Origin of the sequence: Streptomyces sp. JHA26 (assembly GCF_002005565.1) — a bacterium.
Classification (GTDB): Bacteria; Actinomycetota; Actinomycetes; order Streptomycetales; family Streptomycetaceae; genus Streptomyces.
Genome location: NZ_BDJC01000008.1, coordinates 59,086 through 76,179, shown reverse-complemented (window position 1 = coordinate 76,179; position 17,094 = coordinate 59,086). Strand labels below are relative to the sequence as shown.

17 protein-coding genes are annotated in these 17,094 nt (G+C 73.6%); 8 read left to right on the top strand and 9 right to left on the bottom strand.

Going from position 1 to position 17,094, the window contains the following annotated elements; genetic code table 11:
* Positions 1-32 precede the first annotated feature (32 nt).
* The gene (locus JHAT_RS07320) at positions 33-1,520 is read right to left on the bottom strand and encodes a serine/threonine-protein kinase (protein ID WP_307718347.1); all 1,488 of its coding nucleotides are present in this window, start codon (positions 1,518-1,520) and stop codon (positions 33-35) included.
* 270 nt (positions 1,521-1,790) lie between these two features.
* On the opposite strand from JHAT_RS07320, the gene JHAT_RS07315 reads away from it, so the two are divergent.
* The 3 genes from JHAT_RS07315 (at position 1,791) to JHAT_RS07305 (ending at position 5,401) form a co-directional block, all read left to right on the top strand.
* Positions 1,791-2,324 carry a GNAT family N-acetyltransferase gene (locus JHAT_RS07315; protein WP_077797214.1) on the top strand — a complete coding sequence of 178 codons (534 nt, stop codon included), beginning with the start codon at positions 1,791-1,793 and terminating at the stop codon, positions 2,322-2,324.
* 179 nt (positions 2,325-2,503) lie between these two features.
* Complete coding sequence (locus JHAT_RS35200) at positions 2,504-4,615, top strand: TerD family protein (RefSeq protein WP_253195431.1); 2,112 nt, start codon at positions 2,504-2,506, stop codon at positions 4,613-4,615.
* Between the two features lie 105 nt (positions 4,616-4,720).
* The gene (locus JHAT_RS07305) at positions 4,721-5,401 is read left to right on the top strand and encodes a nucleoside/nucleotide kinase family protein (RefSeq protein ID WP_077797213.1); all 681 of its coding nucleotides are present in this window, start codon (positions 4,721-4,723) and stop codon (positions 5,399-5,401) included.
* Positions 5,402-5,526: 125 nt separating this feature from the next.
* Here JHAT_RS07305 and JHAT_RS07300 read toward each other — a convergent pair whose 3' ends face one another.
* Complete coding sequence (locus tag JHAT_RS07300; protein ID WP_077797212.1) at positions 5,527-5,928, bottom strand: DUF3662 domain-containing protein; 402 nt, start codon at positions 5,926-5,928, stop codon at positions 5,527-5,529.
* Between the two features lie 88 nt (positions 5,929-6,016).
* A complete protein-coding gene (locus JHAT_RS34595) occupies positions 6,017-6,178 on the bottom strand; it encodes a hypothetical protein (RefSeq protein ID WP_171990786.1) in 162 nt (53 codons plus the stop codon).
* 184 nt (positions 6,179-6,362) lie between these two features.
* Between JHAT_RS34595 and JHAT_RS07295 the strand changes: the two genes are divergently transcribed.
* The 3 genes from JHAT_RS07295 to JHAT_RS07285 all read left to right on the top strand — a co-directional run bounded on the left by JHAT_RS07295 (position 6,363) and on the right by JHAT_RS07285 (position 10,540).
* A complete protein-coding gene (locus JHAT_RS07295) occupies positions 6,363-7,280 on the top strand; it encodes a MurR/RpiR family transcriptional regulator (protein WP_171990785.1) in 918 nt (305 codons plus the stop codon).
* Between the two features lie 297 nt (positions 7,281-7,577).
* Positions 7,578-7,955 carry a hypothetical protein gene (locus JHAT_RS07290; RefSeq protein WP_077797284.1) on the top strand — a complete coding sequence of 126 codons (378 nt, stop codon included), beginning with the start codon at positions 7,578-7,580 and terminating at the stop codon, positions 7,953-7,955.
* A 146-nt stretch (positions 7,956-8,101) separates the two neighbouring features.
* Positions 8,102-10,540 carry a GAF domain-containing SpoIIE family protein phosphatase gene (locus JHAT_RS07285; RefSeq protein ID WP_077797211.1) on the top strand — a complete coding sequence of 813 codons (2,439 nt, stop codon included), beginning with the start codon at positions 8,102-8,104 and terminating at the stop codon, positions 10,538-10,540.
* Positions 10,541-10,550: 10 nt separating this feature from the next.
* Here JHAT_RS07285 and JHAT_RS07280 read toward each other — a convergent pair whose 3' ends face one another.
* Positions 10,551-11,042 (bottom strand): flavin reductase family protein, encoded by a 492-nt coding sequence (locus JHAT_RS07280; protein ID WP_077797210.1) that lies wholly within the window; start codon positions 11,040-11,042, stop codon positions 10,551-10,553.
* A gap of 22 nt (positions 11,043-11,064) precedes the next feature.
* The gene (locus JHAT_RS07275; protein ID WP_107481853.1) at positions 11,065-11,901 is read right to left on the bottom strand and encodes a hypothetical protein; all 837 of its coding nucleotides are present in this window, start codon (positions 11,899-11,901) and stop codon (positions 11,065-11,067) included.
* 280 nt (positions 11,902-12,181) lie between these two features.
* On the opposite strand from JHAT_RS07275, the gene JHAT_RS07270 reads away from it, so the two are divergent.
* A complete protein-coding gene (locus tag JHAT_RS07270; protein ID WP_077797208.1) occupies positions 12,182-12,595 on the top strand; it encodes a Zn-ribbon domain-containing OB-fold protein in 414 nt (137 codons plus the stop codon).
* A gap of 9 nt (positions 12,596-12,604) precedes the next feature.
* On the opposite strand, the gene JHAT_RS07265 is transcribed toward JHAT_RS07270, so the two are convergent.
* Positions 12,605-12,991 (bottom strand): PPOX class F420-dependent oxidoreductase, encoded by a 387-nt coding sequence (locus JHAT_RS07265; RefSeq protein WP_077797207.1) that lies wholly within the window; start codon positions 12,989-12,991, stop codon positions 12,605-12,607.
* A gap of 68 nt (positions 12,992-13,059) precedes the next feature.
* The gene (locus tag JHAT_RS07260) at positions 13,060-14,238 is read right to left on the bottom strand and encodes a MalY/PatB family protein (RefSeq protein ID WP_077797206.1); all 1,179 of its coding nucleotides are present in this window, start codon (positions 14,236-14,238) and stop codon (positions 13,060-13,062) included.
* A gap of 180 nt (positions 14,239-14,418) precedes the next feature.
* Between JHAT_RS07260 and JHAT_RS07255 the strand changes: the two genes are divergently transcribed.
* Positions 14,419-15,780, top strand: a complete 1,362-nt coding sequence (locus JHAT_RS07255; protein ID WP_077797205.1) for a S1 family peptidase — start codon at positions 14,419-14,421, stop codon at positions 15,778-15,780.
* A gap of 126 nt (positions 15,781-15,906) precedes the next feature.
* Here the strand turns inward: JHAT_RS07255 and JHAT_RS07250 are convergent, their stop codons facing one another.
* Both JHAT_RS07250 and JHAT_RS07245 read right to left on the bottom strand, forming a co-directional pair.
* The gene (locus tag JHAT_RS07250) at positions 15,907-16,092 is read right to left on the bottom strand and encodes a hypothetical protein (RefSeq protein ID WP_077797204.1); all 186 of its coding nucleotides are present in this window, start codon (positions 16,090-16,092) and stop codon (positions 15,907-15,909) included.
* Positions 16,093-16,323: 231 nt separating this feature from the next.
* Complete coding sequence (locus tag JHAT_RS07245; protein ID WP_077797203.1) at positions 16,324-17,019, bottom strand: L,D-transpeptidase; 696 nt, start codon at positions 17,017-17,019, stop codon at positions 16,324-16,326.
* Positions 17,020-17,094 lie beyond the last annotated feature (75 nt).

Here is a 17,094-nt window from a genome sequence, read left to right as displayed (position 1 = left end):
CCGTGCGGCCGGCCGGTGCTCCGTTCCTTCCCTCAGCGTTCCGCGGTCGCCTCCCCGGCTCTCGTCCTCTGCGCCTTCTTCGCGGCCTTTTCGGCCTTCTTCGCATGGCCGGGAGGACGGTGCTGCGTCCGGGGTGCCGCGCCGCCCTCCGGTGCCGCGCCGCCCTCCGGTGCCGCGCCGTCCTCCGGTGCCGCGGCGGGTGGGTCCGTGGCTCGTGGTGCGGTCGGCGCCGCCGTGGTCGCGGGACCGCGTAGGGGCGCGTCGACGTCGGATCGCCGGTTCGGTCCGTGTGAAGCGGAGGCGATGCCGCCACCGGGTGTGTCGTCGGGGGGCGTGCCGACGGAGGCACTGTGGTCGGACGACTGTGCCGGGGCCGGCGTGGTGGCCGTCTCCGACCGTTCCGTGCCGCGAGGAGGGGCCGCTTCCCCCGTGGGGGCGCTCGTGACCTGGGGGGAGCTTCGGTCCTCGCCCCGTGGCGCGGAGTCGTCGGTGACGGCGAAGGCGGTTGCCATGACGGCGGCGAGTGCGACGGTCGCACCGGCCACGAGGGGGCGCCTCCGCGCGGGCGTGGGATGCGGAGCGGTCCGCTCCCTGCCGGGCAACACGTTCCTGTGGGTGCGGTCGGCTGTCCGCGAGGACCCGTGGTCGGCGACCAGGCTGGTGGAGTGCGCCGCCGGGCCCGTTTCCGCCGGACGGGACGTCTCGGCCAAGCCCGCCAGTATGCGGGCGCAGTCGTGGGCTGTCGGGCGGTTCAGCTCGTCCGGATCCGTCATGTTCCGCAGTACGCCCGCCAGTTGTTCCGGCAAGTGGTGAGGCAGGACGGGCCGGCGGTGCAGTCGTGCGATCGCGGCTTCCAGGGGAGTGCCGTCGTACTCGAGCCTGCCCGTGAGGCACTCGAGGAGCACGAGGCCGAGGGCGTAGATGTCGGCGGGCCGGCCGACGGGCCGGCCGAGGACCTGCTCGGGCGAGAGGTAGGCGGCCGTGCCGATGAGGGTGCCGGTGGCGGTGCGGGTGGTGGCGTCCAGGATGCGGGAGATGCCGAAGTCGGTCAGGTGGGGGCGGTGGGAGGCGTCCAGGAGGATGTTGGACGGTTTGACGTCCCGGTGGACGATTCCCTCGTCATGCGCGTGAGCCAGCGCCCGGGCGAGACCGGCACCGAGTTCGGCAGTCTCCGTGGGCGACAGGGGGGCCATGGCGATGCGGCTCTTCAGCGTGCTGCCCTCGATCAGCTGCATGACCAGGAAGACACGTCCGTTGTGCCGGCCCGCGTCGTAGGCGGTGACCAGTCCGGGATGGTGCAGCCGGGCCAGGATCACTGCTTCGCTGTGCTCGTCGTCCCCGATGTCGGCACCGCTGTCGGGCCGGAAGACCTTGACCGCCACCGGTCGCCGCAACCGCAGGTCGAACCCGCGGTGGACGTCCGCGGCCCCGCCCGAACCGAGGAGACCGTCGAGGCGGTACCGGCCGCTCAGGACCTCCGCGGAGCATCGGGAGACCATGACCCGGGCCGACTCGCGCATCCGCATTCCCTCTCCTGTCGCATCGGGTCGAACACCCGTGGTGAGCCACGACCGGCGCACCGCTGGTCTCCGGTACCCGAGGAGCGGCGGCATATCCCTCGTCGCCGCGGACAACGGAGGTGCCTCGGACAGCGAGGTGTCCCGACAACCGCCGGTGAGGGCGCCCCTGCCACGAGGCCCCGCGGACGCCTGCTCCACCCGGCACGCCACGCCCGTGCCGTACGGGAAGCCCGCCGTGATGAGACCCGGCGCCTGCGGCAGGATGGGCGCATGACCGAGATCCGTACCCCCCGCCTCCTTCTCCGCCGCTGGCACGACGACGACCTCGCGCCGATGGCGGACATCAACGCGGACCCGCGGGTCATGCACTGGATCGACGACGGCTCGGTGCACGACCTGGACCACACGGCGGAGTCCATCGAGAGGTGGGAGGAGGAGTGGGACGAGGAGGGCTTCGGGCTCTTCGCCGTCGAGCTGCTGGCCTCGGGCGAACTGGCCGGCTTCACAGGTCTGTCCGTGCCCGAGTTCCTGCCGGAGGTGCTGCCCGCCGTGGCGATCAGCTGGCGGCTCGGCTCACAGTTCTGGGGCCAGGGATACGCGTCCGAAGCCGCCCAGGCCACTTTGGAGTTCGCGCTCCAGGACCGTGGCCTCGACCGCGTCGTCAGCATCACCCAGGTGGGTGACGACGCCTCCGAGAACGTCATCCGCAAGCTCGGCATGGTGCCGGAGCGCGAGACGGCCCACCCGGTGTACGGCTATCCGCTGCGCGTTCACGCCATCGATCTCACCGAGTTCCAGGCGTGAACCGACCGGGCTGTCAACGGCCGTGAATCGACGGAGGCCGCGGTCGGGCCCGGGGCCCCGGGAGGGCGACGTACGGCGCGCGAACCACTCGCCCGGCCCGGAAACGATCTTCCGGAGCAGTGATCTCCACTTATTCCGACCATCGACTGCACAGCTTCTTCACTGCCACCATGTGCCTCATGACGCACATCACCAAGGGCGCCAACACCCCTGTCCCCGCAGCTCTCCTACGGGTCGCGGTCTGCCGGCAGAGCGTTCCGGGCGCGCCGACCGTGGACGCCTCCGCCCTGTTGCTCGACGCCGCCGACAAGGTGCGCGGCGATGCCGACCTCGTCTTCTACAACCAGCCCGCGCACCCATCGGGGGCCGTACGCCACGCGGGTACGGCCGAAGGGGGCGGGCAGTTCACCGAGTGGCTGGAGGTGGATCTGCCTCGCGTGGAGCCCGCCGTGCAGCGGGTGCTGATCGCCGGGTCCTGCGACGGCGGGGTCTTCGGCCAGGTTCCCGGGCTGCACGTACAGGCCCTGACGGCCGACGGCGCGGTGGTGGCGCACTACGCGGTGAACGACGCGCGGAACGAGACGGCGTTCGTGCTCGGTGAGTTCTACCGCAGGAACGGGCAGTGGAAGTTCCGGGCGGTGGGCCAGGGTTACGCGTCGGGACTGGCGGGACTGGCGACGGACTTCGGCATAGCCGTGGCGGAGCCGGTTCCGCCGGTCACCGCCACGGCGGTCGCCGTTCCTGCCCCGACCCCCGCACCCGCACCCGCACCCGCACCGACGATCGCCGCATCCGCCCCGGTCCCCGCGGCCGCCCACCCCGCCGCCCCGTCGTCGGTCACGGCACCCGTCGCCGCACCGACGGACGCCGTGCCCCATTCCTTCGGCCCCGACTTCCCCCCGTACACCCAGCGCGGGCAGGGCAACGGCGTGGTCTCCGTGGACGCTCCCCTGCCGCCGGGGCCGGTCGTCGTCGAGGTCTGGCACCAGGGCGAGGGCTACTTCGGGATGCACACCCTCACCCGCCGCAACAAGGACGACGACCTGCTGTTCAACTCCACCCTGCGCGACTTCCGCGGCCGCGTCCTGGTCCAGCCCCCGAAGGACCGCCCCCTGCGGCTGCGCGTCGAGGCGGACAACGACTGGACGGTGCTCGTACAGCCCCTGTCGGTGCTCCGCCGCCTGGGACCGGGCCCCCTCAGCGGCTACGGCCCCGAGGTCGTCGCCTACACCGGCCCCATGGCCGACCTGGACGTGGACTTCGCCGGCGACGAGGACGGCGGCGGGTACTTCGGCCTGTGGAGCCTGGAGGCGTCCCAGCTGCACGACCTCGACGACCGCGACATGCTGGTCAACGACACCGACCGGCTGCGGCAGACGGTCCCGATCACCGACGGCCCGCTCCTGCTGCTCCTGGAGGCCGACGGCGCCTGGCAGCTCGGCGCCCGTCCCCTGGTCGTGCCCGACCGGGCTGCCCCGCAGGCCGCCGGCGCCTACACCGGCAGCGGCGAGAAGACGCTCACGCTGGTCAACCCGACCCCGGGGCGGCCGGCCCTGCTGGAGTACGCCTGTCCGGGCAGCGGCGGCGGTCTCGGCCACCGGCTGCTGCTGGTCGACGAGTACGACGACGAAGAGGACCTGGTCCAGGGCCACCGCCACGGGGAGCACGGCCGCACCCTGTTGTTCACCAAGGGCGAGTCCCAGGTGCGGCTGCGACTGGCGGACGTGGCCGGCTGGAGCCTGCGCCTGCTGCCGGTGGAACAGGCGCCCCTGCTCACCGGACCGGTCGAGGGACGGGGCAGCACGGTCTTCCGCTATGAGGGGCCGCCCGCCCTGCTCGGTCTGTGCCGGACCGTCTCCGGCGACCAGATGGTGACCATCCGTACGGTCCAGGCCGACGGCCGGTCGAAGATCTCCGCCGACACCGTGCGCCGCCGTCCGGTCACCGGGCCGCTGTGGGTGACGCAGGCGGGCCACTGCTACGTCCAGGTCTGGACCACCGATGAGACGGGCTGGCGGATCGAGCCGGCCGCCCTCGCCACCGCGCCGGTGCTGGACGGGGCGCCGGTCGAGGGCCAGGGCTACGGAGTCGTACGTCACGCCGGACCCGAGACCGAGGTGATGATCCAGCACGATGCGCTCGGCGGGGTCACCCTGCCGGTGCTGTGGGAACTGGACGAACGCCTGGAACCGGTACGCCGGATCAGTACGGCCTCCGGTCTGCAGCGCCTTCCGAGCGGCTACCTGCAGATCAGGACATCCGGCCGCTGGTCCCTGGAGCCCCGGACGTGAGCCCCGGCACCTCCCCCGCCGCCCACCGGAGCGGCGTCCTCGGCCGCCGTCGCCCGGCGGAGGGTGGCCGGGGGCGGCGGCGGGCCGGATGACAGACTCTGCGGTGTGCCGCTGACTTTCGACGATCTGCTCACCCGGGCCCGGGCCCTTCTGCGCGGCGGACGGCGCGCGATCCTCGGCATCGCGGGAAGCCCCGGCGCCGGGAAGTCGACGCTCGCCGAGGCCCTGGTGCGGGAGCTGAACGGCCCGGACGGGACGTGGGTCGCGCACGTTCCCATGGACGGTTTCCACCTCGCCGACGCCGAGCTGGACCGACTCGGCCGCCGGAACCGCAAGGGTGCGCCGGACACCTTCGACGCGGCCGGGTACGCGGCGCTGCTGCGCCGGCTGCGCGAGCAGGGGGGCGACGGCGGAGAGGACGCCGGGGACACGGTCTACGCACCCGGTTTTGAACGGGTGCTGGAGCAGCCGCTCGCCGGGGCCGTCCCGGTGCCGCCGACGGCCCGGCTGGTCGTGACGGAGGGCAACTACCTCCTGCTGGGCACCGGCGCGTGGGCACGGGTGCGGTCCTCGCTCGACGAGGTGTGGTTCTGCGAGGTGCCCGAGGCCGAGCGGGTGCGCCGGCTGGTGGCCCGGCACGAGGAGTTCGGCAAGTCCCACGAGGACGCGGTGGCCTGGGTGCGGGGTACCGACCAGCGCAACGCCGACCTGGTGGCCGCGACCCGTGGCCGCGCCGACCTCGTCGTACCGGAGGCGGCGCTGCCCCGTGGGGGATCGCCGCGCTGAACTCCGTAGGGTCGGACGGCGGCCGGTCCCCCGTCCGGCTCCGCGGCGCCGGCCCGTCGGCGGTGTCGGTCACCCGGTGACGGTCCACCGCCGCCGGGACGTGGTGAGGCGCGCGGGGTCCGTCGTCAGGACGCCGCGTTCGGGAACCCCTCGGCGCTGACGTGCGGTAGCACGCCGCTCGCCACGCGGTAGCGGCCGTTGGGCACGTCCGCGGACCTGCCGACGTGCACCGCCAGCGGGCCCGCCCACTCGTAGCCGTGCCGCTCGGCGTGCCGGACCAGGCTGTCGGTGAGCACCTGGCCCACCCGGCCGTCACGGCGCGTCAGTTCGTCGTGGACGACCTCGGCGAGTTCGACGTCGTAGGCGTTGGGAACCATGACGCGGCCCTCGGCGCAGACCACGGCCTTGCTGTCGCACTCGGTACGCAGGGCGTCGAGGATCTCGACGGGTTCCTTGTCGAGTACCCGCGCCCACAGCGCTTCCCAGCGGTCTTCGAGGGCCTTCTCCAGCGCGCTGATGGCGCCCATGCGGTGTCACCTGCCGGTGTTCGGGGTCGGATGCTTCTCGGGGGCGGGCGCCGTGGGGGCGCCCGGGCGGCGCGCGGCTACGGCGCGGTCATTTCTCGTCGTAGTCGTCGGGCCGCACCTGGGCCTCTTCCAGGGCCTCGCGCATGGTCCGGCCGGTGCCGCCGGGCGAGTGCTGGGCGTCCTCCTCGCGCTGATCGAGGACGTCGTCGGTGGTGTCGGTCTTCGGCCGGTTCTCTTCCGGGACGGTCATGACGGGCTCTCCTCGTCGGTGGTGCCGGTTTCTTCCGTGGCGGCGGGTTCCCGCCCGGCGCGGTGCTATCCCCCACGGGGCGCGGTGTCTCCCGCCCGGGAGTCCCGATCGCGCCGGACGGCACCCTGACGGGCACGGCCGGTGGGCTATGTTGACCTCCGTGGGAGACAAAGGAGGCGCACCCGTGCCATCGCCGCAGCAGGCACGCGCACAGGCATCGGCGATCACCTCGGGACGGACGGTCCCGGACACGGAGGTCTCCCCCACGTCCCGGCTGAGGACGTTGTTCGACCGTCCCCGTCTCTCCCCGGGCCAGCGTCGCATCGCCCAGTACCTGATCGAGAACCTCACCGAGGCGGCGTTCCTGTCGATCACGGACCTCGCCGACCGCGTCGGCGTGAGCCAGCCGTCGGTGACGCGGTTCGCGTCGGCGGTCGGTTTCAGCGGTTACCCGGCGTTGCGGGAGCGGCTGCAGTCGATCGCGCTGGGTGGCCGCGGCGGTGCTCCGGCCGAGGAGAACGGCGGCAACGAACTGCAGGCGGCCGTCGACGCCGAGATCGAGAACCTGGAGAACCTGCGGCGCGATTTCGCCGACCCCGGTCAGGTCGTCGAGACCGGCCGGAAACTGGCCGCGTCGGTGCCGTTGACCGTGCTCGGGCTGCGCATCTCCGTGTCGCTCGCCGAGTATTTCGCGTACGCCGCCCGCCGCGTCCATCCGGACGTCCGGCTGGTCACCCGTGGTGGCAGTGTCGCCTACGACGCCCTGCTGCAGTCCCGGGAGGCGGGCGGTACCTGGGTGCTGGCCTTCTCCCTGCCCCGGCACGCCCAGGAGACCCTGGGTGCCGTCCGGGTGGCCCGCGGGGCCGGGCTGAAGGTGGCGTTGATCACCGACCTGGCGCTCGGTCCGGTGGCCGACGAGGCCGACGTCACCTTCGCCACCGGTACCGGGTCCCGGCTGGTCTTCGACTCGTACGCGGCGCCGGGTGTGATGTGCGCGGCGCTGCTCCAGGCCATGACCGACGCCGATCCGGAACGGACCCAGGCCCGGCTGGAGGAGTACGAGCAGCTCGCGGAGCAGCACCAGTTCTTCCTGCGGGACTGAGCCCGGGCGCGGGGGCGCGGGCACTCGTCGAAGCAGGCATGAATGTTTTCATACGTCTTGCAAAGCGGATGGCATATATAAATACTGCTCACGGGTCGCGCCCGGTCGCCCGGACCGTGACCGCATCTGCGCGAACATCCCGACCGTCGGCTCCTGCCCGCTCCGGCGTGCCCCGGGATGTTCGGTCGGGCATCGCCTGTGCGAGCGCCCGCGGCGGTCCCGGTCATCCCCTGGGCCGGGACCGTCCCCAACCCGTCGCAGCGCCCCGCCGGCGCCGCACACCCGGAAGCGATGATCATGCCCCTGACGACCACGCGCCTCAGCCAGGACTGGCCGTGCCAGGTCAAGAACCCCGGCAGCTACGACTGGGAGCGCTCGGCTGCCAAGTGGCTGCGCGAGCTGGTGCCGGCCCGCTACGCCGGTTATCCGGCGCTGATCCGGCACCCCGTCCTGCTCGCCCGCCACGCACAGATCCAGGTGCAGCACGAGATCCGGGTGGCCCGCACCGCGCTGCAGACCGCCCGGGCCGACCTGCCGCGCCTCGGCCTGCACGAGTCGGTCATCGAGCACACGATCAAGCTCTACGCGGCGGAGCTCCGGCAGCTGCAGCACATCGCGCGCAGCGTGCGCGCGGTCACCGAGGCCCTGGCCGAGCGGAGTACGGCCGGGCGCTGACGGCCGTCCCGCGCCGGCGCGGGACGGCCGGGAGTGCTTCCCGGCGGCCGCCGGACGTCCCGTGGCCCCGCGGCGGGGGCGGCGAGACGTTCACCTGCCGACGAGTAGTGATCGGGGCCCCCTCTCTGTGCCATGCTCGACCCGTGATGAGCGAGCACGCCACGCCGACGGATCCCGGCGCCGCGCCCGACCCGGCCGCACTGGCCCGGGTCGTCGCCGGACAACGTGCGGAGATCGACCGGCTGCGCGACCTTGCCGCGACGGCGGCCGTCGAGGAGCGGGCGAGGGGTGCCGTGATGGCGCTCACCGGGGGCTCCGCCGAGGCGGCGCGCGAGACGCTCGCCCGGCGCGCGAAGGCGGAGCGGCGCACCCTGCTGGAGGAGTGCTGGATCACGCTCGGCGCCCTGCCCCCGCCGCCCGGCGCGGACCGTGCCCCGGCCGGCCCCGGCGGCACGGCCGTACCGCCCGCCCCGCACCTCTCCGACGACCATCTCTCCGAGGGCCGTCTCCCGGAGGGGCGCCCCCCGGACGACGCGCCGGCCGGCCTTGCCGAGGCCCTGGTGCGCGTCGGTTCCCCGCAGGAACTCGCCCGCCGCCTCCAGGAGCGGCTCGCGCCCGGGATCGGCGCGGACGCGGTGGTGCTCTACGCCCGGCTGCCCTCGGGCGGCCTGGAACTGGTGGGCCACGCGGGAATCGACGACGCGCTGGCCGCCCGGTGGCAGCAGGTGTCGCCGTTGAGCGGGATCCCCGCGCTGGAGGCCCTGCGCGCCGGCGAGCCGCGCTGGCTGGACGGCGCCGGGCGGGACGGCGCCGGGCGGGACGGCGAACGGTGGCCGCCGGACGGCGACCCGTCCGGGCGCGGAGGGTCGCAGGCCTGGCTGCCGGTGCCGCCGGGGGCGTCGGCCGACGCGTGCCTCGGGGTGCTGCGGCATGGCGGCGCCCCCTTCACGCCCGGGGAACGGGACCACCTGCGCGACGTCGCCCGCCTGTGCGCCGGGTGGCTGCGGACGTTCGCCGGCCGGCCGCAGTCTGCCGGGACCGGGGCCGGGGTCGCCGATGCCGTGCAGCGGGTGTTCGACACCCTGCCGGTCGCGGCGGTGCTGCTGACCCCGGTGCGCGCGTCCTCGGGGCGGATCCAGGACTTCCGCGTCGACGCCGCGACCCCGTACGCGGCGCGGTTCACCGGCGGCGACGACACGGATCCGGTCGGGCGGCGGCTCCTGGGGTCGCTGCCGGAGACGGTGGCCGGGCCGCTGCGGCAGGGGTGCCTGCGCGCGCTGGCCACCGGGGAGCCGTACGAGAGCGAGCCGTTCGCCCACCGTGCCGCACCGTACGGCGCGGCGGAGCCGGCCACCCACTCGGTGCGCGCGGCGCCGCTGGGCGACGGGCTCGTCCTGTCCTGGATCCGGCACGACACCTCCGACCGGCAGGAGCAGCGGCTGGCCGACCTGCAACGGCTGGGCGACCTCGGCTGGGCGAACTGGAACCTGGTCACCCACGAGGCCGCCTGGTCCGACCAGGTCTTCGCCATCTTCGGCCGGGACCCCGCACGCGGCCCGGTCGCTCTCACCGGCCTGCCCGGCCTCGCGCTGCCCGACGAGGCGCCCGCGCTGACCCGGGCCGTGCAGGCGCTGACGCACGAGGGGCGACCGTGCGACGTCCTGTTCCGGACCAGGACGCCGGCCGGTGTCCGGCATCTGCGGATCGTGGCCGAGGCGGTGACGGACGACGACGGCGCACTCGTCGAGGTGCACGGGTTCGTCCAGGACCTGACCGCGCGGCGCCGGGCGGAACTGGCGCTGGTCGAGAGCGAGCGGGCGATGCTGACCCAGCACGACGTGCTGCTGGCCGAGCGGACGCTGGCCGCCCGACTGCAGGACGCGCTGCTGCCCCTGCCCCGGCAGCCCGTCCGGCCGGCCGGACTGCGCGTCGAGGTCGCCTACCTGCCCGCGCAGACGGGTGTGCAGGTCGGCGGTGACTGGTTCAGCGCCATAGAACTGCCCGACGGGGACGCCCTGTTCGTGGTCGGCGACGTCGCCGGTCACGGTGTGGACGCCGTCGCCACGATGGCCCAGCTGCGCTTCACCGCCAAGGGCATGGTCATCACGGGTTCCTCGCTGACCGGCGCGCTGGCCCGCCTCAACACGCTGCTGCTGCACTCCTCGGGCGCCCACGGCACGGCGAGCATGGTCCTGGCCCGCTACTCACCCGCGCGGCGACGGCTGGAATGGGCGCAGGCCGGTCATCTGCCGCCGCTGCTGCTGCGCGCCGGGAAGGCCCGCTACCTCGACCGGCCGAAGGGCATCCTGCTCGGGGCGAGCGCCACACCGGTCTTCGCGGAGGCGGAGTGCCTCCTGGAACCGGGTGACCGTCTCCTGCTGTACACGGACGGTCTGGTGGAGCGGCCTCCCGAGAGCATCGACCGGGGCCTGGAGCGGCTCGCGCGGGCCGCCACGGCTCGCGGGGCCGGTCCGGCGAACGCCCTGGAGCCGCTGCTGGCCGCACTGCTGCCGGAGGCCGAACTGCGGGACGACGTCTGCGTCCTCGACATACAGGTGCCGGACGGTCAGGTGCCGGAGCCGTAGGCGGTGCGGGTCAGTCCTCCACCGGGTGGCCGGGCTCGATGGTGAGGACGTCGCCGAGCCGCAGCAGCGGCCCGCCGGACGTCTCACGCCCGCCCCACTCGACCGGGTCGAGGACGAAACCGACGTGATCGCCTCCGGCGACCCGCTCCACGACCCGGCCGACGAGCCACGCCTCGGCGTCCTCCAGCACGACCGCCCCGCCGTACCCGTGGCGCCGGCGGACCTGCCGGAACTTGTCCACGTCGTCGCCGGTCCGCCCGCCGAACACCTCGGCCAGTCCGCGCTGTCCCCGGGCGAGCAGGTGGACGGCCAGGTACTCGGCGGACCGGGCCACCCGGAAGGTCCGGTTGACCTCGGACAGCCACACGACGAACCGCACGGGTTCCATGGAGCACTGGGAGGCGAAGCCGACCAGGCAGCCCGCCTCTTCCCCGTCCGCGGCCGCCGTCACCACGCACATGTCCGGGTCGAGCCTGTCGAGAAACACGTCCATGCCCGCCATGCTAGGCGGCCCGGGGACGGGCTCAGGTCCCGAGGAGGCGGTGCAGGGCCGCCTTCATCGCCGCGACGAAGGCGTCCCGGCGCGGCTCGTCGAGGGCGTCCAGCGACAGGTACGGGTTCAGGTCCTCCAGTTCGACCAGCAGCAGCGCGCCGTCGGGGGCGCGGCAGGCGTCGACGCGCTGGATGCCGTGCTCGATGCCGTTCCACTCGATGAACCGCCGTGCGAACTCCAGGTCCTCCGGGGTGGCTTCGTAGGGTTCCAGCTGCCAGCGCCGGTCGGGGTGCGGCGCGTACAGGGCGTACTGGAAGTCGTGGTCGACGAAGTAGAAGGACACCTCGTAGGCGAAGTCGACGCGCGGCTGGACGAGGACGTCACCGGCTTCGGCGCGCACCGCCTGACGGACCCGGTCCGCCGGGACGAACCGCAGCCCCAGGGAGTCGGCGCCCAGCTTCGGCTTCACGACGTACTCCTCGGCGGCGGGCAGCCGGTCCAGGTGCTCCGGCCGGTCGGCGGTGGGGATGACGGGATACCCGGCGGCCGTGAGGTCGAGCAGGTACTGCTTGCCCGCCATGTCCGCCCGGCCGGTGAGCTGGTTGTAGACGCGGGCACCGCACGCGGCCGCCCGCTCGCGGAAGGCGTCGTACGCGGCCCGGTGGCCCAGTACCGGGCCGCTGTTGCGGACGACGACGGCGTCGAAGCCCTCCAGCAGTGCGGCGGCGTCGCGCGGGTCGCACAGGGCCAGGTCGGCGTCCTCGCGCAGCCGGGAGGTGAGGAAGATGTCCTCGTCGCAGTAGCGCCGTCCCCGGGCCTGGTAGGCGAGGTCGGTGACGTAGAGGATGCGGGGGCGTGCGGACGGCATACGGAACTCCTCGGGACGGCCGCAGGGATCGTATGCGATCACTGTGGAGAGGACGACGGGCCCACACCCCTCCTTTCCCCTGCACTCAGTGCCACATGTTCTCCGCCAGCCACGACATCTCCCCCGCGAGAGCCGTGAATTCCGCGGCACGCAGCGTCTTTACGCGTGGCACTCAGTGCCATACTCTGTCGTCGTGCGCGGTGGCACGGTCCGCCGGGCACACGCGTGCCCGGGCGACCGCGCACGCGGGATTCCGGCCCGAGTGCAGGGAGTTGACAGCGTGTACCACCCCTCAGGAAGCGTCGCTCAGCAGGCGGCCGGCCCCGCGACGGCCGTGCTCGACCCCGGGACCCCGGAGACCGACGCCATCTGGTTCCAGCGCTGCACCTGGTGCGGCACCTCCATGTACCACCGGCTGCTGTGTCCGGTCTGCCGCGGCAGCGACCTGCGCACGGAGCGCAGCGAGGGCACCGGGACGGTGCGCCACGCCACCGTGGTGCACCGCAACACCCCCGCCGCGCGCAATGTGTCCCTGATCGAGATGGCCGAGGGCTTCGTCGTGCGCGGCCGGGTCACGGGCCCGCTCATCGGCATCCACAGCGGGGACCGGGTGCGCCTGTCCACGGCCAAGGACCCGGTGCGGGGTGAGCCGGTCTTCCAGCTGGTCGACGAGCCGTACCGGGCCTGGACCTGAGGCGGGCCTTCAGGACGTGAGCGTGATCGTGATCCCCACGGTGCCGTCCAGTCCCCGGCGCAGCCGGCTCCCGAGGAGGGTGAGCCGTCCGACGACGCCGTACTTGCGGGCGATGAGCGCGCGGTAGCGGCCGGCCGTGGCCGCGTCGCCGATCTCGGCGGTCGCCGGGACCCGGTCGCCCGTCGGATTGCCCCGCACGTCGCAGGGGCCGACCAGGACGTCGGCACGCCTGCGGATGCGCTTGACCTTCCAGGAGTCGGCGGCCGTCCACACGCCCAGCACGTCCCCGTCGCGCACGACCCACACCGGGGTGGCGACCGGAGTGCCGTCCTTGCGGTAGCTGGTGACCGACAGGTACTTGCCGGCACCGAGCCGGGCCAGTGACGCCTCGTCCATGGGCCGGAAGTCTAGGGCCGCCCGCTCCGGTGCGTCACCCGTACGCGACGAATTCCGGGCGCCGCGGCTCACGTCAGGGCCGACGCCATCCTCCGTACCGCCTCCGTGATCACCTCCGGGGAGGTGGCGAGGTTGAGCCGGACGTGGCCCGCCCCGCCGGTGCCGAAGTCCGGGCCCGGGCTGAGCGCCACCCGGCCGCGTCGCAGGAAGGCCTCCGCCGGGTCGTCGCCGAGGCCGAGCGCGCGGCAGTCGAGCCAGGCCAGGTAGGTCGCCTCCCCGGGGTGGTGGACGACGCCGGGCAGGTGCGCGGCCAGCAGGTCGGTGAGCAGCCGCCGGTTCCCGTCGAGTCCGGCGAGCACGGCGTCCAGCCAGGGGACGCCGTCGCGCAGGGCGGCGGTGTGGGCGATGACGCCGACATGGCTCGGGCCGTGTCCGACCTCCTCGGGCATCCGGTCCAGGTCCCCGGCGGCGCCGGGGCCTGCGAGGGCGAGTGCCGCCTTGAGTCCGGGCAGGTTCCAGCCCTTGGAGGCCGACATCAGCGACAGGCCGCGTTCGGCGCCGGGGACACTCAGGTACGGCACGAACCGCACGCCGCCGGCGACGACGGGCGCGTGGATCTCGTCGGCCACGACCCGGACGCCGTACCGTTCGGCGAGGGCGGCGACCGTGGCCAGTTCCTCGGCGGTGTGCACGGTGCCGGTCGGGTTGTGCGGGCTGCACAGCAGGTAGGCGGCCCGCCCACCGTCGGCGACCGCCCGCCGGAAGGCGTCCTCCAGCACCTGCGGGTCGATGCGCAGGTCCGCGCCGAGGGGCGCCTCGACCACGCGCCGCTCCATGTGGGTCACGAACTGGTAGAACGGCGGGTACACCGGCGGATTGACGATCACCGGGTCGCCGGGGCCGGTGACCAGCTTGAGCATCTCGACGACGCCCAGCATCACGTCGGGCACGAGCGCGGTGCGTTCCACGGCGAGGTCGTCCCAGCCCCAGCGCTTGCCCGCGAAGGCGGCCAGCGCCTCCGCGTAGGCGGTTCCGGCGGGGTAGCCGGTGTCGCCGAGTTCCATGGCGTCGGTGACGGCGCGCACGACGGGTTCGGCGAGCGGCACGTCCATCTCGGCCACCCACAGCGGCAGCACGTCGTCGGGGTGGGTGCGCCACTTCATGCTCGTACGGCGGCGCAGCCGGTCGAGGGTGAGCGCGCGCAGGGGGTCGGGTCCACCGGGCTGGTCCTGCGGGATCCTGGTCATGGGGCTCAAGATAGAGGCCGTGGGGCGACCGGGAAACGGGACACCGGGGTGCCGGGAGGACGGGAGGGGATCACCGGGGCGGTGAACGGGGCCGCTGCCGGGCCCGTATGGAGGGAGGGCGCTCGACGTCCGCGGCCCCCGCGGTGGTGACGCCGCGCATCCGGGTCCGGGAGCACACGCATGAGGCACGCACGACGACGCATCGTCCGGCGAGTGGCACGGCTGGCCGCCGTCGGCGGACTTCTCCTGGGCACCGCGATGGTCACCCGGGCCGTGGCGGGTGAGCCTCCCGGTGCCCCGGCCGTCCCGCACACGAAGGCGCTGCCGGTGTCGGACGTCGGCAGCGCCCTCGTGTCCCGCCTCGGCACCTCCCGCACGGCGGGTCACTGGGTCGGCTCCGACGGGCGGCCGGTCGTCGCGGTCACCGACGACGGGGCGGCCGACGAGGTGCGGCGTGCGGGCGCCGCGGCGAAGGTCGTCCGGCACAGCCTGGCGGAGCTGAGGTCGGCGACGGCCGCGCTGCGTTCGGCGCCCCGGGTGGCGGGGACGGCGTGGTCCCTCGACTACCGGTCCAACGAGGTGGTGGTCCAGGGTGACAGCACCGTCTCCGGAGCCGACTGGTCACGGCTGACGAAGGTCGCGGAGGGCATCGGCGGTTTCGTCCGCATGGAGCGCACCGAGGGCGCGTTCACGACGCGGCTGAACGGGGCGCGGCCGATCCTGTCGGCGGCCGGCCGCTGCTCGGCGGGTTTCAACGTGACCGACGGCCGTGGCGACTTCATCCTCACCGCCGGTCACTGCGGGCCCACGGGATCGGTGTGGTTCGGGGCCGACGGGGGCGGCCGGGAGATCGGGAGGACGGTCGCCGGGAGTTTCCCCGGTGACGACTTCTCCCTGGTGGAGTACGCGAACGGCAGGGCGGGGGACGGCGCCGGCGTGGTGGCGGTCGGCGACGGCAAAGGGGTGCGGATCACGGGCACCGGGGAAGCGGCCGTCGGACAGCGGGTCTTCCGCAGCGGCAGCACCAGCGGACTGCGCGACGGCCGGGTCACCGCGCTCGACGCGACGGTGAACTACCCGGAGGGCACCGTCTCCGGCCTCATCCGGACGAACGTGTGCGCCGAGCCCGGGGACAGCGGGGGTCCGTTGTTCTCCGAGGGGATCGCGCTCGGCGTGACGTCGGGGGGCAGCGGCGACTGCACCGAGGGCGGCACGACGTTCTTCCAGCCGGTGACGGAGGCGCTGACGGCGCTCGGTGTGCGGATGATCGTCTCGTCGCCGGACGGGTCCGGGCAGCGGGCCGCGCCCGGGCCGGCGCCCTCCGGTGGCGCCGCCGCGGGTGCGGTGTCGCCGGGGGCGTCCACGGCGGCGACGGGCCTCGACGGCACCGCGTTGCTGGCGCGGCTCACGGACCGCCGCAACGCCGGTCCCGGTCTGCTGGTGATCGCGGGCAGCCTGGTCGCGCTGGCGGCCACCCGGTGGCTGCGCGCGGAACAGGACCGCAAGGCCTACCGGCGGCACTACTCGGGCACGTGGGGCTGAGTGGCCGAGCCGTGGCGGGCGCCGACGGGTGGAGCCGTCGGCGCCGTGACGGACGGCTGCGGACGGTAAGAGAAGAGCACCCCGACGGGGTGCTGGGGCTGCGGTACGCCGAGGAGTCCCAGGCGGTCAGGCGGCCTTCGCCGGCTCGGGGGCCGCGGCGGCCCACTCCAGGACGAGCCGCTGGTACTCCTCGCGCTGCTCGACGCTCAGTGTCCCGCCCGACCGGAGCCACAGGGCCCGGATCTCCTCGTTGACCTCGGCAGCCGATCGCTCGGAGGAGGGTTCAACAGTGGTGGACATGCTGTGAAGCATACGGGGCCGGACGTGAAGACGAGGTGAGTAATCACGAGCCAAACGGACATAACGGACCGTGTTACTGGTCACGTCGATCTCCCCATCTGTCAAGACCCGGCGGCGAGTTCGTCCCCGTCGACTGTGCCCTGACGCACACGCCCCGCCCTGCGCCGGTGTCAGGGGTCACAACGGCGGGCGGGGACGCGCCCCCGACGGGACGCGCCCCCGCTCGTCGGGTGCCCGGGTCCGTCAGGTGCCCGGCTTGCGGCCGTACACGTAGACGTCGTCGCCGTTCCTCAGCAGCGACCAGTACTTCTTGGCGGCGGTCTTCGTCATGTTGACGCAGCCGTGGGAGCCCGGCGGGTTCCACATGCTGACGCCGACCGAGTGGAAGGCCTCGCCGCCGTCGAAGAACTGGCTGTAGGGCATCGGCACGTCGTAGATCGTGGAGACGTGGTCGATGTGCCGCCAGTAGATCTTCTTCAGGCCGGTGCGGGTCTCGTAGCCGTTGCGGCCCGTGCGGACGGGGACGGGGCCGTAGACGAGCTTCTTGCCGTCCTGGATCCAGCTGAGCTGGAGCGTGAGGTCCACGCAGGCGATGCGACCCTTGTTGGTGGGGCACTTGCCCGACTTGTTCGGGTTCTTGCCGACGGCCTTCTGCTTGTTCATCAGGTCCATCACGCCCCAGGTCACGGGGCCGGCGTACCCGATGTTCGGTGTGATGCCGTGCTTGGTCTGGAAGGCCCGGGTCGCCTTGCAGTCGGCGGCGGACTGCTTGCCGTCGGCCGGGCGGCCGAGGAACTTCTCGACCTTCTTCTGGTACGGGCCCGTCTGCGTGGTGCAGCTCGCGGCCTGCGCCGGTGCGGCACCGAGCGCGAGTGTGAGCGGCGCCACCAGTGCGGTGAGTCCGAGTGCGACGGCACCCCGTCTGCGTATGTCCCCCATGGCCGGTCAGCCTTTCGCGTCGAAGCGGTGGAGTGGGCGGAAGGTCGCCCGTGGTGCGATCCCCGCGTGCTAGAC

Coding starts and splice junctions, on each gene's coding strand:
- JHAT_RS07290 (WP_077797284.1), top strand. CDS start 7,578: ATGCCCCTGACGACCACGCGCCTCAGCCAGGACTGGCCGTGCCAGGTC.
- JHAT_RS07255 (WP_077797205.1), top strand. CDS start 14,419: ATGAGGCACGCACGACGACGCATCGTCCGGCGAGTGGCACGGCTGGCC.
- JHAT_RS07315 (WP_077797214.1), top strand. CDS start 1,791: ATGACCGAGATCCGTACCCCCCGCCTCCTTCTCCGCCGCTGGCACGAC.
- JHAT_RS07300 (WP_077797212.1), bottom strand. CDS start 5,928: ATGGGCGCCATCAGCGCGCTGGAGAAGGCCCTCGAAGACCGCTGGGAA.
- JHAT_RS35200 (WP_253195431.1), top strand. CDS start 2,504: ATGACGCACATCACCAAGGGCGCCAACACCCCTGTCCCCGCAGCTCTC.
- JHAT_RS07275 (WP_107481853.1), bottom strand. CDS start 11,901: ATGCCGTCCGCACGCCCCCGCATCCTCTACGTCACCGACCTCGCCTAC.
- JHAT_RS07285 (WP_077797211.1), top strand. CDS start 8,102: ATGAGCGAGCACGCCACGCCGACGGATCCCGGCGCCGCGCCCGACCCG.
- JHAT_RS07320 (WP_307718347.1), bottom strand. CDS start 1,520: ATGCGCGAGTCGGCCCGGGTCATGGTCTCCCGATGCTCCGCGGAGGTC.
- JHAT_RS07265 (WP_077797207.1), bottom strand. CDS start 12,991: ATGGACGAGGCGTCACTGGCCCGGCTCGGTGCCGGCAAGTACCTGTCG.
- JHAT_RS07250 (WP_077797204.1), bottom strand. CDS start 16,092: ATGCTTCACAGCATGTCCACCACTGTTGAACCCTCCTCCGAGCGATCG.
- JHAT_RS34595 (WP_171990786.1), bottom strand. CDS start 6,178: ATGACCGTCCCGGAAGAGAACCGGCCGAAGACCGACACCACCGACGAC.
- JHAT_RS07280 (WP_077797210.1), bottom strand. CDS start 11,042: ATGGCGGGCATGGACGTGTTTCTCGACAGGCTCGACCCGGACATGTGC.
- JHAT_RS07260 (WP_077797206.1), bottom strand. CDS start 14,238: ATGACCAGGATCCCGCAGGACCAGCCCGGTGGACCCGACCCCCTGCGC.
- JHAT_RS07245 (WP_077797203.1), bottom strand. CDS start 17,019: ATGGGGGACATACGCAGACGGGGTGCCGTCGCACTCGGACTCACCGCA.